Raw genomic sequence first — 17,996 nt, forward strand, 5'->3', positions numbered from 1 at the left:
TTTACAAAATCTACTAAAAAATGAGGAAAATTTTAATCTTCGCTGAACAATTAGTTACCATAATTTTTTTGATGATCTATTCAGGAACTCCACTAGATCCGTTTATCACGGATGGATTCACTGTCAAAGAAGGTGATAGAACCATATTCCGGTTGCTTTTCACTTTTACCTATATAGTTACCCTTTTCTTAGTTACTCTACGTTGGAAGAAGGTTACTTATGTATTTAGAAAAGATAAATTTATTTGGGTATTACTTCTAGTTTGTGCATTTTCTAGTTTTTGGTCTATAGATTCAGATATTACTATCCGTCGTGTTTTTGGTCTGGCAGGAACAATGCTCTTTGGGCTTTATTTAGCTTCACGCTACACCTTAAAAGAACAACTGAAGTTATGTGCATACATGTTTGGCATATCAGCAGTAATGTGTTTTTTATTTGTTCTATTAATCCCACAATATGGTATGGGAACGGATATTGACACAGCTGCTTGGCGAGGAATATACGCACAGAAAAATGTTCTTGGCAAGAGATTTGTACTTAGTGGAGCAATATTTTTCTTTCTTGCTATGACTAATGGAGAAAATCGCTGGGTTTCATGGCTTGGTTATGTTACTTCTGGAGTACTTGTATTCTTCTCTAAATCAACAACATCTCTAGGTAATTTTATAATCATTACAGCAGCTTTTCTTATTTATTCTCGAATTTTAAATTTAAAATATAAAGTAATGATACCTATTCTAACCTTCCTATCAACCATTAGTATAGCTTTTTATACATGGTTTATCTCACAAGCTGATACAATTCTAGGCTCAGTAGGCAAGGACACAACACTCACTGGACGTTCAGAATTATGGCCTGCTGTGTTGGAAATGATTGCGAAAAAACCGTGGCTAGGATATGGCTATGGAGCATTTTGGATAGAGCAGAATAGTGATTATTCTATTGTTATACAAAGAATACAATGGGATGCTCCTAATGCTCATAATGGTTTTTTGGATGTGTGGGTAACCTTGGGTCTACTAGGAGTTTCGGTTTTTCTAATTGGGTACGTTGTTAATTTATTAAGAGCAATATATTTAATCAAGTTGAATCAAACATCCGAAAATTTATGGCTTTTAGTTTATCTTACTTTTATTATTCTTTCAAATCTAACTGAAACTTCATTGTTAGAGCAAAATAGTCTGGAATGGATACTTTATGTATCAGCAATATTATCAAGCAAACTTTCTACACGCTCAAATTTTTAAAATAGAATCAATAAATTTCCGCTGTTTTAGGAAAAGTCTAGGTAGTGTTGAATCTGGGAAAATTAATCAAACGATAACTTGTGATTTCGTTGATACATTAATTAAAAATAGACCAATTATTTAAAACTTACAGCTTATGTCTCAAACTAATACTATCAAAATTATCATGTTAGGTCCTAGCTTACTCCAGCAGGGTGGTATTTCCGGTTACGAGAAACTTTTTTTGGAGTATGCTCCTTCGGAAGTGCAAATATGTCATATTATTACTCACAATGAAGGAACTATAGCATTCAAAGTAATGGTGTTTTTGAAAGCTATATGGAAATTTATGTGGATGTTAATAACGGAAGAAGTTGATATTGTTCAACTTGAAATTTCACAGCGCGGCAGTGTTTTTAGACAAGCAATTATGGCACTTTTAGCTTGGGTATTTCACAAGCCAATAATTTTTCATGCTCATGGTAGCCAATTTCATCTTTTCTACGCTGGACTTGCAAAATGGATGCAGAAATCGTTAAGTTGGGTATTTTGCAAGTGTCAACGCTTAATTGTGTTATCCGAAAGTTGGAAAAGCTTCTACATAGAAAACCTTGGTCTGAAACCCGAACAAGTAGTAGTTTTTTACAATCCAGTAAAAGTGCCTGTTGAAGTTCCACTCCGTTCAGTTTCTAGAAAAGTGAACTTACTTTTTTTAGGACGAATTGGTCAACGTAAAGGAGCATTTGATTTGATCAAAGCCTTTTCTTTTTTGCCTACTGAATATAAAACCAGATCGAGTATGATTATGGCAGGAGATGGAGATATAGAACAAGCACGCAATTTAGTTAAGAATTTAAATCTAGAAAATTATATACAATTGCCTGGCTGGATAGGATCGGATGAACGTGATATTCTTTTAACTGAAGCAGATGTTTTTGTCTTGCCCTCTTATAACGAAGGTCTTCCATTAGCAATGCTGGAAGCAATGGCTTGGGAGTTACCAGTCATAGTTACACCAGTAGGAGGAATACCTGAGATAGTTACTCAATCTGAAAATGGATTAATCGTTAATCCAGGCAATGTTGAGCAGTTATCAGATGCTGTAAAGTCTTTGATTGAAAACGAGGCTTTGAGGCTTTCTTTAGGATCTAAGGCGAGAACAAGTGTTTTTGCTCTTGATATCAAAAATCACTGGGTTTCTTTCCTTGATTTATATCGTTCAGTGTTAAATTTAGCTCCTCAATAATGTCAATACAAACAGCTAGCAACTGCAACGCTGAAAGCTACAAGTATGCAGATATACAGGTGATTCAACCCAATTTTGCCAGGTATTACTAAAATTTCACCACAAAAGGCAGATTTTAAAATTGACAAGTCAGTGTTTTACTAAACTCATTAAGAATTGAGATTATTATGGCATTACCTAAGAAAGTACTAATTATCGTTGAAAATCTGCCAGTTCCCTTTGATCGGCGGGTGTGGATGGAAGCTACTACTTTACAAAAAGCTGGGTATGAAGTTACTGTAATTTCACCGACAGGTAATGGCTTTGAAAAAGACTACGAAGTTATTGAGCAGATTCACATCTACCGTCATCCTCTACCACCGGAAGAAAGTTCGGTTATTGGCTATCTCCGAGAATACAGTTGGGCAATTAACTGGCAATTTCGTCTAGCTCAACGGGTATGGCGAGAACGTGGTTTTGATGCCATCCACATTTGTAATCCGCCAGATTTACTTTTTCTAGTAGCAGGATGGTTTAAATTATTTCATGGCACATGGGTTATCTTCGATCATCACGATCTCAGTCCGGAGATGTATGAAGCTAAGTATCAACGGCGGGATATTTTTTATCATGGATTACGCTGGGCTGAACGCTTGACCTATGCTACAGCAGACATAGCAATTTCAACGAACGAGTCGCACCGAGAGGTAGCACTTACCCGTGGCCACAAGAAACCAGAGAAAGTCTTTGTAGTTCGTAGTGCGCCTGACCTTTCGCGCTTTCGCCGAATGCCCCCAAACCCCAATTACCGTAAAGGTAAAAAGTACTTAATAGGGTACATGGGTGTTATGGGCGAACCAGAGGGAATTGATTATCTCCTGAGAATGGTATATTACATTGTCCAGAAAAAAAATCGCTCCGATATCCACTTTATGCTAATCGGTAGTGGGCCTGCCGCTGAAAAACTTAAGGCTTTATCTAAAGAGTTAGAAGTGACTGAGTTCGTAGAATTTACAGGGTTTAAGCAAGGGGAAGAACTTTTAGAGCGGCTTTCTAGTTGCGACGTGTGTGTAGAACCTTCTCCAACATCTGCTTATAACGAAAACTGCACGATGAATAAAATCCTCGAATACATGGCAATGGGAAAAGCAATTGTCCAGTTTGATTTGCGAGAGGGAAGACGTTCTGCACAAGAAGCATCTCTTTATGCCAAGCCTAATGATGAGGTGGAATTTGCCGAGAAAATTCTAGAGCTTCTAGATTCTCCTGAACGTAGAGAAAAGATAGGAGCCGAGGGGCGACGCAGAATGGAGAAGATACTTGAGTGGCAATATCAAGCTCCGAAACTGTTAGAGGCTTATGATAAAATTTGGCAAAGCTAGTAGTTACTTTAAATTTCGGAATCGCTATTAAGTGAATCTGAGTAATGAGTAGATATCTATGGACAAAAATCGTAAACTAACTAGAGGGTGAGTTTTTTACTGGACTAAGTAAATTTGGAAAGCATAAGCGATTTGAGAAGGGGTAGAGCCATAGTCATATAATCTTCTAGGAAAAAAATCAAGCCCTTAATAATCGAGAAATAAATTTTAATCTTAATGGCTGATGCTAAAAAAAAGAAATAAATAAATGTAGCGGCGCTAAAGAGTTGGTTTATATAGTACGACAGAGAGTTAGCACACCTTTAACTGAACTCAAATCCCGAATTTACCAATTTTTTTGCTTATTTGCTTACTAGCATGGCATACAACGATATTGCACTATTGTGCCAGAAGAGGAACTAAATTTGTAACTTAGATAGTCTATACTATTGTCATATTGTCAAATCGCATCAGTCTTGTCAATTGCAGTGGTTTGTGCATTCTCTAAGTCAATTTTTAGTTTCTTGCTTAAGACCTGTACTTTGGAAGATTTATGTTAGAAAAATCTATGGAATCTAGAGAATCTATTGATTTAGACCTTAATCGTTACTTATTGATATTGAAACGATGGTGGCTACCTGCTACTGCGATATTTGCAGCTACAGTAATGCTAAGTGCTGTAGCTACACAATTTATGAAGCCTTCCTATGAAGCCGAAGGAAAACTGTTATTTAGAATTCCTTCTTTTAAAGTAGTAGGATCTAATCTTTTACCTACTAATACTGAAGGAGGAGATGCAGGAGATTTAAAATCGCTGCTAGCAACTCAAAATCCGATAAACACTCAGATAGAAGTTATTTCTTCTCCTGCTTTGTTGCAGCGAACAATAAACAAACTACAACTGAAAGACCAAGAAGGTACACCTCTAGAAGTAGAAAAACTGCGGAAATCTTTGGTATTAAAAGTTGTTAGTGGGACGGATGTATTGCGAATTAGCTATGCCAGCCCTGACCCCCAACAATCAGCGGCAGTGGTCAACACAATCATGCGTCTCTATTTAGATAATGATATTCTGACAAATCGCTCTGAGGCGGCAGCAACTCGTCAATTTATTGCGAGGCAGCTTCCTAAAACTCAAGAGGCTGTTAATAATGCAGCAGTAGCACTACGTATATTTAAACAGAAGCATCAGATAGCAGATCTCGACGAGGAGACAAAGTCAGCCGTTACGACTATTGGAAATCTAGACAATGAGATGAATAGTGTTAAGGCTCGACTGGACGAGGTAAATGCCCAAACCAATGAACTGCGCCAGAAAGTAGAGCTAAATTCTCAGGAAGCGATCGCTGTCAGTGCCCTCAGTCAGTCACCTGCCGTGCAAGGAGTTCTTACACAACTTCAAGAGACCGAGCGGCAGCTAGCAATTGAGCGTAGCCGTTTCCTAGATGACAACCCCATAATTATTAACCTAGAAGCAAAGAAAGCTAGCTTAAAATCTCTCCTGCAACAGCAAATTGGTCAAACTGTTGGGAATCAAACACAATTACCGCAGAACGTATTGCAGATTGGAGAACTCAGACAAAGCCTGATCCAAAAGTTTCTACAGTCAGAAATAGAGCGCTTTGGTTTAGCTAAAAGACTCTCCTCTCTATATAGTTCTCGTTCTACCTACGAACAGCGGGTGAAAATGATCCCCCAGTTAGCACAAAATCAGCAGGAGTTACTACGGAAGCTTGAAGTCGCAGAATCTACATATCAAACTCTATTGAAAAAGGTTCAAGAATTACAGTTAGTTGAGAATACAAATACAGCCAGCTCGCGGATTATTGCTGAGGCTTTAGTGCCAGATAAGCCAGTAGTGACCAAAAAAATTATTGTTTTGCTGCTAGGAGTAATGTTCGGTTTATTTTTGGCCACTACAACTGTTCTCTTTTTAGGCATGAGAGATAGATCTCTGAAAACACTTAAGGAAGTCAGAGATGTATTTAGATATACGTTACTCGGAATTGTTCCTTTGTCTGTTAAAAAGGTTCGCTCCCGTTATTCAAATGTAGAATCAATAACTCAAAAAATCGCAGTCAGAGATACGCCTTACTCTTTAACTAGCGAAATGTACCGGATGATTCAAGCCAATCTGAAATTCCTGAGTTCAGATAAAGTGCTTAAAACTATCGTGATAACTAGTGCAGTTCCTAAAGAAGGCAAGTCTACAGTTTCAGCTAATTTGGCAGCAGCGATCGCTCAACTAGGACGTAAAGTTTTACTAATTGATGCAGATATGCGAATTCCTTCTCAGCACCATCTCTGGCAACTAACCAATGAAGTTGGTTTGAGTGAGGTTCTTGTAGGTCAGTCTGAATTTGAAGTTGCTGTATCTAAGGTAATGGATAATCTTGATGTTTTAACTGCTGGAGTTAGACCTCCCAACCCACTTGCTTTACTTGACTCAAAACGGATGGCATCATTAATTGAAAATTTTTCATCTCAATATAACTATGATTTTGTAATTATTGATGCTCCTCCTCTCCTTTTGGCAGCCGATGCTTTGACTTTAAGCCAAATGACTGATGGGATTTTGTTAGTAGCTCGCCCTGGGGTAATTGATTCTAACAGTGCTAACGCTGCTCAAGAGATGTTAGAGAGATCCAATTACAATGTCTTAGGTTTAGTCGTAAATGGAGTCATTGATAAAAATGAGTCTAGTAGTTATTTATACCACGATCACGAATATTTTAAACCAAGGGAGTTGACAAAAGAGCTTAAGGCTGCAAAAAAATAAAATATCTAAACTTTAGGGGCTACAGAAAGACATATCAATAAACCATTGACTAGAATTTCGTAGTTCCTCTGACCCCAGATTGTTTATTTAGACTTTATCCAAATAAAATAACGTCGCCTTGTTATTTGGCGAAAATTCTAGGTTGTCAAAAAGCTCTAGAATTCAGAAATGCCAAAAGTTTTCGGAAAGTGACAAAAGAGGAATATTTTAAATAAACACACTTGTGAATCCGATAGTTGATCGCGAGTGGAGATTTTTAATGTGTACTTTAAACAGAAAAAAGCGGCAGCCAACACCTACCGCTTTCTTCTCTTAACAATGATTATTATTATTTAAATGTCCATGAATTAATTCTTGGGAAGTTTTTAAGAGAGTACATTTAGTTTGGTTCTACCACCCGCTTATTTATGCTACATCATTAAAATTAAGGTTTTATATCAGATTCGGAATGTGGGTCACAACAATGGGTTGTAGACAAAAACTCTATATAAATCAGGATTTTGTCATACAACCCAATACCATATTATTAACTCAATTTCTTTGCCAAAATGACTCAAGATAAGCATGTGATTGACTGTTAAGCAAAACCTAGAGCTTTTTTACCCGATCGCAAAAATAGGCACGTATCATTCAGTTTTGTTTTATGTCAATCTTCGTAAATTGGCAAAGGTCATTGTTAACTAATACTGCATTTCGTATGCACCTCTTTCGGATGCTGAACCATACACACGAGACTTGCCTAGAATATCGGTTGTCAAATTATTCCACCTCATACCACTATTGATTGCCCGGCTTTTCCGGTTCAGTCTAAAGTCGCCATTAGAGGGATTCATAAACATTGGATCTGCCATAATATCGTTAGGGCCAACAGCACTTACACGAGAACCATTGTTGTTGTAAAGGTTGTAGTTAAAAGTAACGTTGCTACTTCTATTATTCAGGTTTATTGGTTTCTTAGACGCAGAATAAAGGATGTTATTGACAACTTTGATATCGCTTGAATAATTACTCATGATTTGCCCGGAATTACTTCCCGCAGTCCGGTTATTCAAATAAGCTGTGTTGTTGACAATATCTACATGATCACTTTCATAAGTATGAATGCCCGAACCACCATTTCTATATGAGATATTGTTGGCAATCAAAGTACGCCCTCGGTATCCATAATTTCTTGAACGATCGACAATAATGCCATTACCGTCTTGGTACTTTCCATTTTGAATCCAGGGAACCAACATTTGATTGTTATAGACCTTGTTCCTGGTCACAAACATCTTGTAGTTCTTGCTGTTGTCATAATTCCGACTGTTGAGCAGCGAAATTCCACTACAGCCGAAGACTGAGTACCAAGCACTATTGAACACCTCGTTATTATCGATTGTCACATAGTCCGATTCTATAACCGTAATGCCTCCACCTCCACAATCATGTATTTTATTGTTGAGAAGACGTATATGGTGGGTTTGACCACTTTTTCGCCCATCTATGCTAATGCAGTTTCCATTCGTCTTAGGGTTAGATACGTTATACTTCTGACTCATCGCATAATCACGGTCTATATTGCCATTGTTCCCTACAACCTCCAGACCGTTTACCTCGACATATGAGGCTCGATTGTAAATCCAAATTCCATGCCATCCATTGTATTGAAGTTTCGGGCGATGTCCAGGATATGCTTTATACGTAATCCATGCATTTGCCTTTCCAGAGCGTTTAATCTCTATTACCGATCCAGTCTTACCCGTATTCTTGTATACCCCATTCATAATAAGTACGGTGTCGCCGGGGTTAGTCAGGTTTGCTGCTCTTTGAATTGTCCTAAAGGCAGATGAAGTAGTGAGTCCGCTATTTCTGTCGTTTCCGGTATCACTAACATAGTATTTTGTCGCAGTTGGAATAGCACTGATCAGCTTGCGGCTGGGTAGTGGCATCTCCTGATTGGTGGATGACTGACGAACATCTTTAACATCGTTAACTAAAGACTTTGTTATCCTGTCTCCTTGAACTAGACCTGTTAATGCCCAGGGAAGTACAAGAGATGCGCTCAAACTGAGAAAACCTAAACCATGAATCATCATAGGGAAAAATAGGGTATGTTGCAAAAACTGAATCGTCAACAGTCAGTAGCTCTAGCCTTAATCAGTAACTCAGTATTGGATACGGTCGTGTAACTGCCGTTTTTAAGTTTATACACGGTTTTTTAAGATTGCACCTGCGAATTTTCGCTGAAATATGACTGGGATGCCTTTTGAACTTGTATTATAAACAACGGTAGTTGTTTGGTATAAATACTGGATAAAAATTATCAGTATCCAGAGTTATACCATTAATGGACACCAAGCAACCGTACAAATGGCGTCATTTCCAATTCGACATCATTTTACTGTGTATACGCGGCATCTGTGGTTAAGATAGTATATCTGTCATCAATCAATTAATTTACTTAAATAATTCTTATGATAATAAGAATCATAAAATGACTATAAATAGGGCATAGACTAGGATTTATCGTCTCTCCCTTGTAAAATATTCTCATTATCATCAACCAACCGAGTACTTACAACAAAGTTGGCAAAAGCATATCAAGGTAGATTAAGTATTTTTAGTGAAAGTTTTATAGTCTACAGCATTTGTAAACAAGTAGTTTTACTAAAAATTTCTCTAATAATGGCGGATATAAAACACAATTTTGGAGGAAATGATACCTTATCTGCGTTCGTGCAGCGTGTCACAGATATACTCTACGCGTAGCTTGATTCCTCGTGGGAATCCGGTGGGCTACGCCTTATGCCAAGGGGAAACCAGTTCAGTTAAGGCTAAAACTCTATTACAAAATCAATTCTTTAACGTGGGCGTGGAGCGACTTGCGGCCTCTTAAAAAGCAGTACAAGAGTTAATTTAATAGTCCCATTTATGAGTCTATAGTTGTTTTATATAAATCTAAATTAAATCGTGAGAAAATACGAAGATAAAAATACGTATTTATAAGTTTTTCAAATTTTTATTTCTCACGAATGATTAAGTTGGGCTATATTAACTCTTGACTATTAAGCTTTGATTCAAGGATAGTGCTATTTGAGGGACGAAGAGGGTTGACCAACGCCCCCAATTTGCATCTATCTATCTATTAAACTAGAGTCCGAACAAGTTCAGAAGATTAAAGATAACACCTAGAGGGCCAGTTATAGTGTTTACGGTATCGCCAGTATTAGCTAAACCAGATCGGTTGACTACCACAACATCATTATTACGGAGTATAGGATTAGTTTGCTCATTAATTCCGGCGGAGAAATCCACTTTTACTATACGTTTAGTGACAGAACCATTAGGGTTGAGGCGAATCAAATCAACAGCTTTACTACTAGCTCTGGCATCATTAAATCCGCCAGCAGCGAGTATAGCTTGATTTAAAGAGCTATTCGGCTGAACGTCTGTTAACCCTGGTTTTTTAACTTCGCCTACCACACCAACTTGAATGCGTGTAGGAGATAAAGTAGTGGTAGCTAATTGAGTAGCTTCTGCGGGGTTAATTTCAGTTGCCGTTGGAATAACAATCGTATCTCCGTCTTGCACGATGATGTCTTGATTGGCATCACCACTCTGCAATAATTGCCAAAGATTGATATCTATAGTTTGTTCTGAGCCAGTTCTTGTAGGTCGGCGTAGCCTGAGATTACGAACATCAGCCTGTGCTGTAATTCCCCCTGCGAGTTGAATTACCCGTGTCACATTTGGTAAACCAGTGGGACTGGCAGTGCCACTGTTAGGGGTTGCGCCCACTTGGCTATCTGTGTTACCTGGGGTGACAAGATACGAGCCGGGACGGTTAACTTCACCAATAATTGTTACTGTGCGGGGTGTGGTTTGACTGGCGGCAAAGTTGGATGCAAATATATTGCGAGATTCTGCCACGTTGAAGTTGGTTGCTGTTGGCACAACTATGGTGTCTCCATCCCGCAAGGTAATATCCTGCGATAACTTGCCTGTTTGAATGAGTTCTTTCAAATTGAGGGTGACAGCTTGCTCTGAAGAACGTCCTATTCTACGCCGTAATTGAACTTGAGTCACATCCGCAGCTAAAGTCACCCCCTGCGCTGTTGTTAATGCGGCTAATACAGTGGGGTATTGTACGCCTGGATTGTTCCCGGCACCTCCGCTCAAGTTTAGAGTGTAAGCTCCTGGACGGGTCACCTCTCCGGCAACGAAAATATTGATGGGACGCGGCGATAACAGATTGACAGAGATTAAGGGGCGTTTGAGGAAGCGAGCATATCTTCTGGCAATTTCGTCGGCAGCCTGTTCGCTTGTTAGTCCGAGAACGGATACACTGCCAATTAAAGGCAGGTTTATCGCTCCACCTGGCGGAATTTGGTATTCACCTGTATATTCTGGTACTTCAAATACATTTACACGGATGAGATCCCCGCCTCCTAATGAATAATTAGTATCTAATTGTGTTGGTGTGCTTGGTGTTTCTGTAGTTGGTGGTAATGGTTGTCCCTGAGCCAGACTGACACATGGCACAGCAACATTGACAGCACTTAACAAAGCCACACCCACAACTGGCTGAGTTAGGAATTTAAACAAACTTCTGTTAAGCATATTTACCTGAGATTCTGAAACTACAATCAATAAAGTACTGTCTAAACATTTTTATTTTGACTATACCTAAGTATTCAAGTTCCCTGACACTCTTATTTTCCTCGAAAATTGTGATTTTCCGGAGGAAATTTGTTTATTGAATTTGAATTTTTAGTGAAGTTAATTTAAAGTTAACGCTACTTGAATAGAGCAATTATCAAAAAAGACAGGATTTACGCAACTAAACGCAGTTTATACAGTAAATACTCTGTCAACTAATAAAGTACTTACGAATAAAATTTTCTTGCAAAAGCCAATTTTATGTTATTTAAACTGCAATCTCAAATCTGCTATGAGTACCCAAATTATGAACAAGTTCATTAAATAAATACAAATAACCTTAAAAATAGGTCGAAATTTGATTTTTGGTAAGTTGGTTTGAGAAAGATAAACTCAAAAAGGCATAAATTTTGAGGTTTTGTTCCTCAAGCCAACCCCAAATTTACTATTTGGCAATAAGCAAGAAGACTAATTCAGTGAGTCCTTTTTGCTTTGAATTTGTTGAATAAAAAATTCTTCTAGGGAGTGACGCGACAAGTTCATGGCAATAATTTTACCATCCATGAGACGAAGACTGGCGAGGAAATCATAGTAATTGTCTTGTAGTGTACCTTGCCATGAACCATCAGGCTCAAATCTGACAGTGGGTATCCATTTTTTAAGAATTTCCCAGTCACCACCTTGACCTTTGACATGATATGTTGTGTTTTTTCCGCCTAAAAGTTCATTAAGGGAACCAGAGCAAATTAATTCACCTTGAGCGAGGATGGCAATGCGATCGCAAATTTGTTCTACTTCACTAAGAATATGGCTGTTGAAAAAAATCGTCTTACCAGCGGCTTTTAGCGCCAAGATAATTTCTCGCATTTGGTAGCGTCCCACCGGATCGAGACCAGACATCGGTTCATCTAGAAAAACCAATTCTGGCTCGTTAATTAGCGCCTGTGCCATACCAACACGCTGTAACATTCCTTTCGAGTAGCGACGCAGCAGCTTTTTGCGGGCATCGGCTTGGGATAAACCCACTAATTCCAGCAGTTGGGGAATACGTTGGCGTTGTACACTTTTGGGGATTTGGAATAGTCCAGCGGCTAGCTGCAAAAACTCCCAGCCCGTGAGATAGTCATACAAATAGGCATTTTCCGGCAGATAACCGATATGTTGCTTAACGCTGCGATCGCCTAGTGGCTCACCCAATAATAATCCCCGTCCAGAGGTAGGACGAATAATTCCCAGCAACAATTTTAAAAGGGTGGTTTTACCTGCACCGTTTGGCCCCAGCAACCCAAAGGTTTCGCCTTTGTAAACTGTTAAAGAACAGTTTTTGAGAGATACGACTTTTTGATTTAGCCAAAAACCAGTGCGATAGACTTTTCGTAACTCAGAAGTCAGGACTACTGGCGGAGTGTCTGTCGTATTAAGTTGAGAATCAGGGTCATCTGCAACAGACTTCATCTCGGTTCAATTACTAATTACCAGCTTGGTATTAATTACAGGTTACCCGGTAGGCTGATAATAACCATCACCGAGCAGTGTGTCAATTATCGCAAACAGAGTAGCTAAATTAACACTATAAAAATCAGCGCTGGTAACTAACTATGGCTAGCTTTACAAAACGCCTTTAGAACTGGGAATTACACCAGCCCGACGAGGGTCAATTTCCACCGCCAGCCGCGTTGCCCTCGCAAAAGCCTTAAATGTCGCTTCAATAATGTGATGGGAATTAATGCCATCCAATTGCCGAATGTGCAGTGTCATTTGGCTATGGTTCACCAAAGCCACAAAAAATTCGCGCACGAGTTGGGTGTCATAGGTTCCTACCCGCTGGGTAGGAATTTGCAAGCCATAGCTGAGGTGAGGGCGTCCAGAAAAGTCCAGCGCTACCTGAACTAAGGCTTCGTCCAGTGGTGCAAGAAAATTACCAAAGCGGACAATGCCTTTTCTGTCGCCCAGTGCTTGGTTCAAAGCTTGGCCTAAGGTAATGCCTACATCTTCGTTGGTGTGGTGGTCATCAATTTCCCAGTCTCCCTTGGCTTGGACATCTATATCAATCAGCCCGTGGGAAGCAATTTGATGCAACATATGATTCAAAAACGGAACACCCGTTGCTGCCGTGCAAGCTCCTCTACCATCCAGATTGATGGTAACTTGCACATCGGTTTCACCTGTGGTGCGGTGAACAGTGGCAATCCGAGGGGTTTTAGTTGAGCGATCGTAGTTTGAATTAACTTGGTGATTGGTTGTTTGCATGGGGAATGGAAAGAGTTAGACGTTAGGAGCTATGAATTTTTAACTCCTAACTTCTCACTTTATCGCGTCACATTCCCATAATTTCATATCCTGCATCTACATACAGCACTTGTCCGGTAATGCCGCTGGACAAATCACTACATAAGAAAGCGGCAGCATTGCCGACTTCTAACTGAGTGACGGTGCGTCGTAGGGGAGCTACTTCTTCTACATGATGAATCATATCCAATATTCCGCCTACCGCTGAAGAGGCCAAAGTCCGGATGGGGCCTGCGGAAATGGCATTCACGCGGATATTTTGCGGCCCTAGTTCGGCGGCTAGGTAACGTACACTCATTTCTAACCCCGCCTTGGCAACTCCCATGACATTATAGTTAGGGATTGCTCTGACACCACCTAAATATGTCAAAGTGACGATACTACCTCCCTCTGTCATCAAAGGTTTAGCTGCACCAGTTAACTGCACCAGCGAGTAAGTACTAATTTCTAAGGCGGTGTTGAAGCCAGAACGAGAGGTTTGACTAAAATCTCCAGTCAGATCGTCTTTGCTGGCAAAGGCAAGACAATGGATGAGGATGTCTAGCTTTCCCCAGCGATCGCGGATTGTTTCAAAGGTAGATTGAATCTGTTCGTCATTTTGAACATTACAGGGAAGAAATAAGCTGGGGTTGAGAGGTTCTACCAATTCTGCAACTTTTTTCTCCATTTTGCCGCGTTCATCCGGCAGGTAGGTAATACCCAGGTTTGCTCCGGCGAGGTGCAGCTGTTGGGCAATGCCCCAGGCGATCGAGCGGTTATTGGCAATACCTGTAACAAGGGCATTTTTTCCAGTCAGATTTAGCATAGAAATTGTTAATGCGATCGATCATTAGGAGCATACTAGAATCTGAGGCACGTTTTGTCTTTGTTTTACACAGGATTTGTAAAAATGAATATTGCTAAGAGTGTTTACTGCGTGTAAAAATCTTGATTTTTCCTAAAGATTTTCTCAAGATATCTTTATTTGTTCTTTAAAAAACCCTTTTTAATACAGCTATTGGAACTACTTATCAACAACTAGTAGCTGAAAGGATCAACAATTATGTATCATTATAAACAAACAGTTATGAAGAGATGAATTTGAGTATAGGAAAGTACAGAAAGGTTGACGGTGCTTTATTCATTTTTCAGGTGTATTCTTAGGTAATCAGTTTTTGTTTTTCCGGCATTGGGTAGGGGAAGGGAGATGATCGTGACACAAGATAAAGCCCTAGCAAATGTATTTCGTCAGATGGCGACCGGGGCGTTTCCGCCAGTTGTGGAAACGTTTGAACGCAATAAAACGATCTTTTTTCCTGGCGATCCTGCCGAACGAGTTTATTTTCTTTTGAAAGGCGCTGTTAAACTTTCCAGGGTGTACGAGGCAGGAGAGGAAATAACGGTAGCGCTGCTGCGGGAAAATAGTGTTTTTGGTGTATTGTCATTGCTGACAGGAAATAAGTCAGATCGGTTTTACCATGCGGTTGCATTTACGCCTGCGGAATTACTGTCAGCACCAATTGAACAAGTGGAGCAAGCACTCAAGGAAAATCCAGAATTATCAATGTTAATGCTACGAGGTCTGTCTTCGCGCATTTTACAAACAGAGATGATGATTGAAACTCTCGCTCACCGAGATATGGGTTCTCGGTTGGTAAGTTTTTTGCTAATTCTTTGTCGGGATTTTGGGGTTCCTTGTGCAGATGGGATCACTATCGATCTGAAGTTATCTCATCAAGCGATCGCAGAGGCAATTGGTTCAACTCGTGTTACCGTTACTAGGCTACTAGGGGATTTACGTGAAAAAAAGATGATTTCTATTCACAAAAAGAAAATTACTGTGCACAAACCTGTTACCTTAAGTAGGCAATTCACATAAAATCAATTGGAGAAAGGGGAATCGGCGCGTGTTGTATTTTGAAAAATGACACTAATAGCTAGAGGTAAATCTAAAATTGAGTAATTTCAGCTATTGCCAATTTCCAGTTCTCCACAGACAATGCTTAAAAGTAGTAGGCTGTATCTGGAAGGATTTCGGTAGCTAAAGATGACCACCGGATACATCCTCATCGCAGCAATTTTAATTCTGGGAGGCGTAATTGCAACCGTGGGCGATCGCATCGGCACACGAGTTGGCAAAGCCCGCCTCTCACTTTTTAACCTTCGTCCGAAAAATACTGCTGTACTGGTAACTATTTTTACGGGCGGTTTGATTTCAGCATCAACACTAGGAATTTTATTCGCTGCCGACGAAGGCTTGCGAAAGGGAGTCTTTGAATTAGAAGATATTCAAACAGACCTCAGACAGAAGCGGGAACAGCTAAAAACCGCAGAAACTCAGAAAAGTCAGGTAGAGAGCGAGCTAAACCAAGCAAGAATTGCCCAAGCAAAAGCACAACAAGACTTGCAGGTAATCAATCAATCTTTGCAGGCGGCGAATGCCAAACAACGCCAAACACAAGCTCAGTTGAACCGCACTATTAGTCAACAAGCTCAAACTCAAACTCAACTCCAACGCACACAAGGCCAGCTAGAACAAGTTGTAACTCAGTACCAAAAAGCCATAGCTGAATTACAAAGCGTTTACAACCAGAGAAAGGAGCTACAGGCAGCAGTTGAACTACTGAAGACAGAGCGGCAACGACTGTATGCTGAAGCTAAAAAAGCCATTGACGAAGCCAAAACAGCGATTGAAAAACGCGATCGCGAACTTGCTAACCGTCAAGAAGCCATAGAAGTACGCGATCGCAAAATTGCCCAACTCGATCAACTGATTCAAAAGCGTAATATAGAAGTTGCAGCGCGAGAGCAAGTGATTGCCAAACGAGAATCGCGCCTCAAAGAATTGGAAGCACAACAGGAGCAACTAGAACAGGAAGTTGCAAGGTTGGAAAAATATTATCAGTCCTACCGCGACCTGCGTCTTGGTAAGCTGGCCTTAGTTCGCGGTCAAGTTCTATCTGCTGCTGTAGTTCGTGTTACCCAACCTGCTGCTGCTCGTCAGGCAGTGATACAACTTTTACAAGAAGCCAATCGCAACGCTAGCCTCGAATTAAGTGAGCCTGGGGCAAATCCTGCAAATGCAGAGCTACTGCGGGTGACCCAGGATAGAGTTGACCAATTGAGCAAGCAAATTGGCGATGGTCAAGAATACGTGGTGCGAATTTTCTCGGCTGGTAATTACGTCAGGGGAGAAAAGCAGATAGAATTTTTCACCGATACAGCCCGCAATCAACTGGTTTTTTCGGGAGGCGCAGTGCTGGCCACAACTACTGCTGATTCCAAAAGCATGACATCCTATCAATTACAGCAGCGGCTGGAAATACTGATTTCTGCTTCGCAATTTCGTGCCCGTAATGCCGGAATTGTCGAAAATGTGCAAGTAGAGGGGACTTTCTTACGCTTTGTCAGCCAACTAAGGCAGTACAATCAACCACTGGAAATCAAAGCGATCGCAGCAGAGGACACTTATACAGCCGGGCCATTGAGAGTAAAATTAGTGGCAATAGTCAACGGACAAATCATTTTTAGTACTTAAAAAATTATTTGCACACTGTTATTAGTAAGATTTAAACATATTGAACAGCAGCCAAAATAATTGGTGTGATTGCATTTTTTCTCTACGTTCGCGTAGGAAGATATTTGTAAGGGTACATTTCTAATTCTTAATTTTTAATTTTGAATTTATTATGAATTTCCGTGAATTTTCACCAACGCAACCAGTGATATTAGGGTTTGATCCAGGTCGAGATAAGTGTGGTTTAGCGGTGATGGGACTGGATCGGCAATTGTATTATCATCAGGTCGTCCTAGCAAAGGAGGCGATCGCTACCATTGAGACACTGCGTCAAAAGTTTCCTATCTCTTTGATGGTGATGGGAGACCAAACTACAGCCAAGGAGTGGAGACAGAAATTATATCAGGAATTGACAGAACCGTTGAGTATTATTTTAGTGGATGAGCGCTACACAACTTTAGAAGCACGCGATCGCTATTGGCAAATGTACCCAGCTAAAGGGCTAATAAAACTATTGCCACAGGGTCTGCGACAGCCACCAAGACCCATAGATGACATTGTTGCCATCCTCTTAATCGAAAGATACTTGAATCGCCTCACGGAATCAACACTCAGCAGTCAGGAGTGAAAAATTAGATCGTTGTACAGACGCGATTAATCGCGTCTCTCCAAACTTCTAACTTTTAAAGTTCTGCCCGAATAGTAAAAGCATAATCTCCTCCAGGCTCTAGCTGGTAATCTTGTTGCTCCAAAAATCGACCGAGGGGTTCTTTGATTAAGGCGCGACCTTGGGAAGGCTTGACGGCAAGTTCTCCCCGGCGAAAATGCCACTGGAAATGCCACTCAAACTCACCCGCACTCACTTCGCCTTCAAGGAAGCCATGTTGCCAGGATTGGCGGGTAATTCTGACATGGGCAATGGTTTCTGGCAGACGTTTTGCACTCACAATGCTTTATGTCAAGTGTGGAATAACAGCCG

The 17,996-nt window shown here is 40.2% G+C and carries 13 protein-coding genes; 7 read left to right on the plus strand and 6 right to left on the minus strand.

Features of this window, described 5'->3' with window-relative positions:
* The first annotated feature begins 20 nt into the window (after window positions 1-20).
* The 4 genes from V7L01_RS26755 to V7L01_RS26770 all read left to right on the plus strand — a co-directional run bounded on the left by V7L01_RS26755 (window position 21) and on the right by V7L01_RS26770 (window position 6,591).
* Window positions 21-1,247 (plus strand): O-antigen ligase family protein, encoded by a 1,227-nt coding sequence (locus V7L01_RS26755; RefSeq protein ID WP_335040192.1) that lies wholly within the window; start codon window positions 21-23, stop codon window positions 1,245-1,247.
* A gap of 136 nt (window positions 1,248-1,383) precedes the next feature.
* Complete coding sequence (locus V7L01_RS26760) at window positions 1,384-2,472, plus strand: glycosyltransferase family 4 protein (protein WP_335040194.1); 1,089 nt, start codon at window positions 1,384-1,386, stop codon at window positions 2,470-2,472.
* A gap of 167 nt (window positions 2,473-2,639) precedes the next feature.
* Window positions 2,640-3,833, plus strand: coding sequence for a glycosyltransferase family 4 protein (locus V7L01_RS26765; protein ID WP_335040196.1), 1,194 nt, complete (start codon window positions 2,640-2,642; stop codon window positions 3,831-3,833).
* A 532-nt stretch (window positions 3,834-4,365) separates the two neighbouring features.
* On the plus strand, window positions 4,366-6,591 hold the full coding sequence (locus V7L01_RS26770) for a GumC family protein (RefSeq protein WP_335040198.1): 2,226 nt from the start codon (window positions 4,366-4,368) through the stop codon (window positions 6,589-6,591).
* A gap of 680 nt (window positions 6,592-7,271) precedes the next feature.
* On the opposite strand, the gene V7L01_RS26775 is transcribed toward V7L01_RS26770, so the two are convergent.
* The 5 genes from V7L01_RS26775 to fabI form a co-directional block, all read right to left on the minus strand.
* Window positions 7,272-8,708 (minus strand): right-handed parallel beta-helix repeat-containing protein, encoded by a 1,437-nt coding sequence (locus V7L01_RS26775; protein WP_335040199.1) that lies wholly within the window; start codon window positions 8,706-8,708, stop codon window positions 7,272-7,274.
* A gap of 1,015 nt (window positions 8,709-9,723) precedes the next feature.
* Window positions 9,724-11,193, minus strand: a complete 1,470-nt coding sequence (locus tag V7L01_RS26780; protein WP_335040201.1) for an SLBB domain-containing protein — start codon at window positions 11,191-11,193, stop codon at window positions 9,724-9,726.
* 507 nt (window positions 11,194-11,700) lie between these two features.
* A complete protein-coding gene (locus V7L01_RS26785; protein ID WP_335040203.1) occupies window positions 11,701-12,687 on the minus strand; it encodes an ABC transporter ATP-binding protein in 987 nt (328 codons plus the stop codon).
* A gap of 153 nt (window positions 12,688-12,840) precedes the next feature.
* The gene (gene hisB / locus V7L01_RS26790) at window positions 12,841-13,482 is read right to left on the minus strand and encodes an imidazoleglycerol-phosphate dehydratase HisB (protein WP_335040206.1); all 642 of its coding nucleotides are present in this window, start codon (window positions 13,480-13,482) and stop codon (window positions 12,841-12,843) included.
* A 67-nt stretch (window positions 13,483-13,549) separates the two neighbouring features.
* Window positions 13,550-14,326, minus strand: coding sequence for an enoyl-ACP reductase FabI (gene fabI / locus V7L01_RS26795; RefSeq protein ID WP_335040208.1), 777 nt, complete (start codon window positions 14,324-14,326; stop codon window positions 13,550-13,552).
* Between the two features lie 381 nt (window positions 14,327-14,707).
* On the opposite strand from fabI, the gene ntcA reads away from it, so the two are divergent.
* The 3 genes from ntcA (at window position 14,708) to V7L01_RS26810 (ending at window position 17,645) form a co-directional block, all read left to right on the plus strand.
* The gene (ntcA, locus tag V7L01_RS26800) at window positions 14,708-15,379 is read left to right on the plus strand and encodes a global nitrogen regulator NtcA (protein WP_017652326.1); all 672 of its coding nucleotides are present in this window, start codon (window positions 14,708-14,710) and stop codon (window positions 15,377-15,379) included.
* A 168-nt stretch (window positions 15,380-15,547) separates the two neighbouring features.
* Window positions 15,548-17,038, plus strand: coding sequence for a DUF3084 domain-containing protein (locus tag V7L01_RS26805; RefSeq protein WP_335040210.1), 1,491 nt, complete (start codon window positions 15,548-15,550; stop codon window positions 17,036-17,038).
* Between the two features lie 151 nt (window positions 17,039-17,189).
* Window positions 17,190-17,645, plus strand: coding sequence for a pre-16S rRNA-processing nuclease YqgF (locus V7L01_RS26810; RefSeq protein ID WP_335040212.1), 456 nt, complete (start codon window positions 17,190-17,192; stop codon window positions 17,643-17,645).
* 55 nt (window positions 17,646-17,700) lie between these two features.
* On the opposite strand, the gene V7L01_RS26815 is transcribed toward V7L01_RS26810, so the two are convergent.
* Entirely contained in the window at window positions 17,701-17,964 is a 264-nt protein-coding gene (locus tag V7L01_RS26815; protein WP_069070640.1) for a DUF3146 family protein, read from the minus strand.
* Window positions 17,965-17,996: the final 32 nt, after the last annotated feature.

This window comes from Nostoc sp., from assembly GCF_036917095.1.
Taxonomy (GTDB): Bacteria; Cyanobacteriota; Cyanobacteriia; order Cyanobacteriales; family Nostocaceae; genus Nostoc.

What these genes read in the sequence shown, in the direction of transcription:
- V7L01_RS26785 (WP_335040203.1), bottom strand. Translation starts at nt 12,687, where the DNA reads ATGAAGTCTGTTGCAGATGACCCTGATTCTCAACTTAATACGACAGAC.
- V7L01_RS26760 (WP_335040194.1), top strand. Translation starts at nt 1,384, where the DNA reads ATGTCTCAAACTAATACTATCAAAATTATCATGTTAGGTCCTAGCTTA.
- V7L01_RS26770 (WP_335040198.1), top strand. Translation starts at nt 4,366, where the DNA reads ATGTTAGAAAAATCTATGGAATCTAGAGAATCTATTGATTTAGACCTT.
- hisB (WP_335040206.1), bottom strand. Translation starts at nt 13,482, where the DNA reads ATGCAAACAACCAATCACCAAGTTAATTCAAACTACGATCGCTCAACT.
- V7L01_RS26765 (WP_335040196.1), top strand. Translation starts at nt 2,640, where the DNA reads ATGGCATTACCTAAGAAAGTACTAATTATCGTTGAAAATCTGCCAGTT.
- V7L01_RS26755 (WP_335040192.1), top strand. Translation starts at nt 21, where the DNA reads ATGAGGAAAATTTTAATCTTCGCTGAACAATTAGTTACCATAATTTTT.
- V7L01_RS26780 (WP_335040201.1), bottom strand. Translation starts at nt 11,193, where the DNA reads ATGCTTAACAGAAGTTTGTTTAAATTCCTAACTCAGCCAGTTGTGGGT.
- V7L01_RS26810 (WP_335040212.1), top strand. Translation starts at nt 17,190, where the DNA reads ATGAATTTCCGTGAATTTTCACCAACGCAACCAGTGATATTAGGGTTT.
- fabI (WP_335040208.1), bottom strand. Translation starts at nt 14,326, where the DNA reads ATGCTAAATCTGACTGGAAAAAATGCCCTTGTTACAGGTATTGCCAAT.
- V7L01_RS26805 (WP_335040210.1), top strand. Translation starts at nt 15,548, where the DNA reads ATGACCACCGGATACATCCTCATCGCAGCAATTTTAATTCTGGGAGGC.
- ntcA (WP_017652326.1), top strand. Translation starts at nt 14,708, where the DNA reads ATGATCGTGACACAAGATAAAGCCCTAGCAAATGTATTTCGTCAGATG.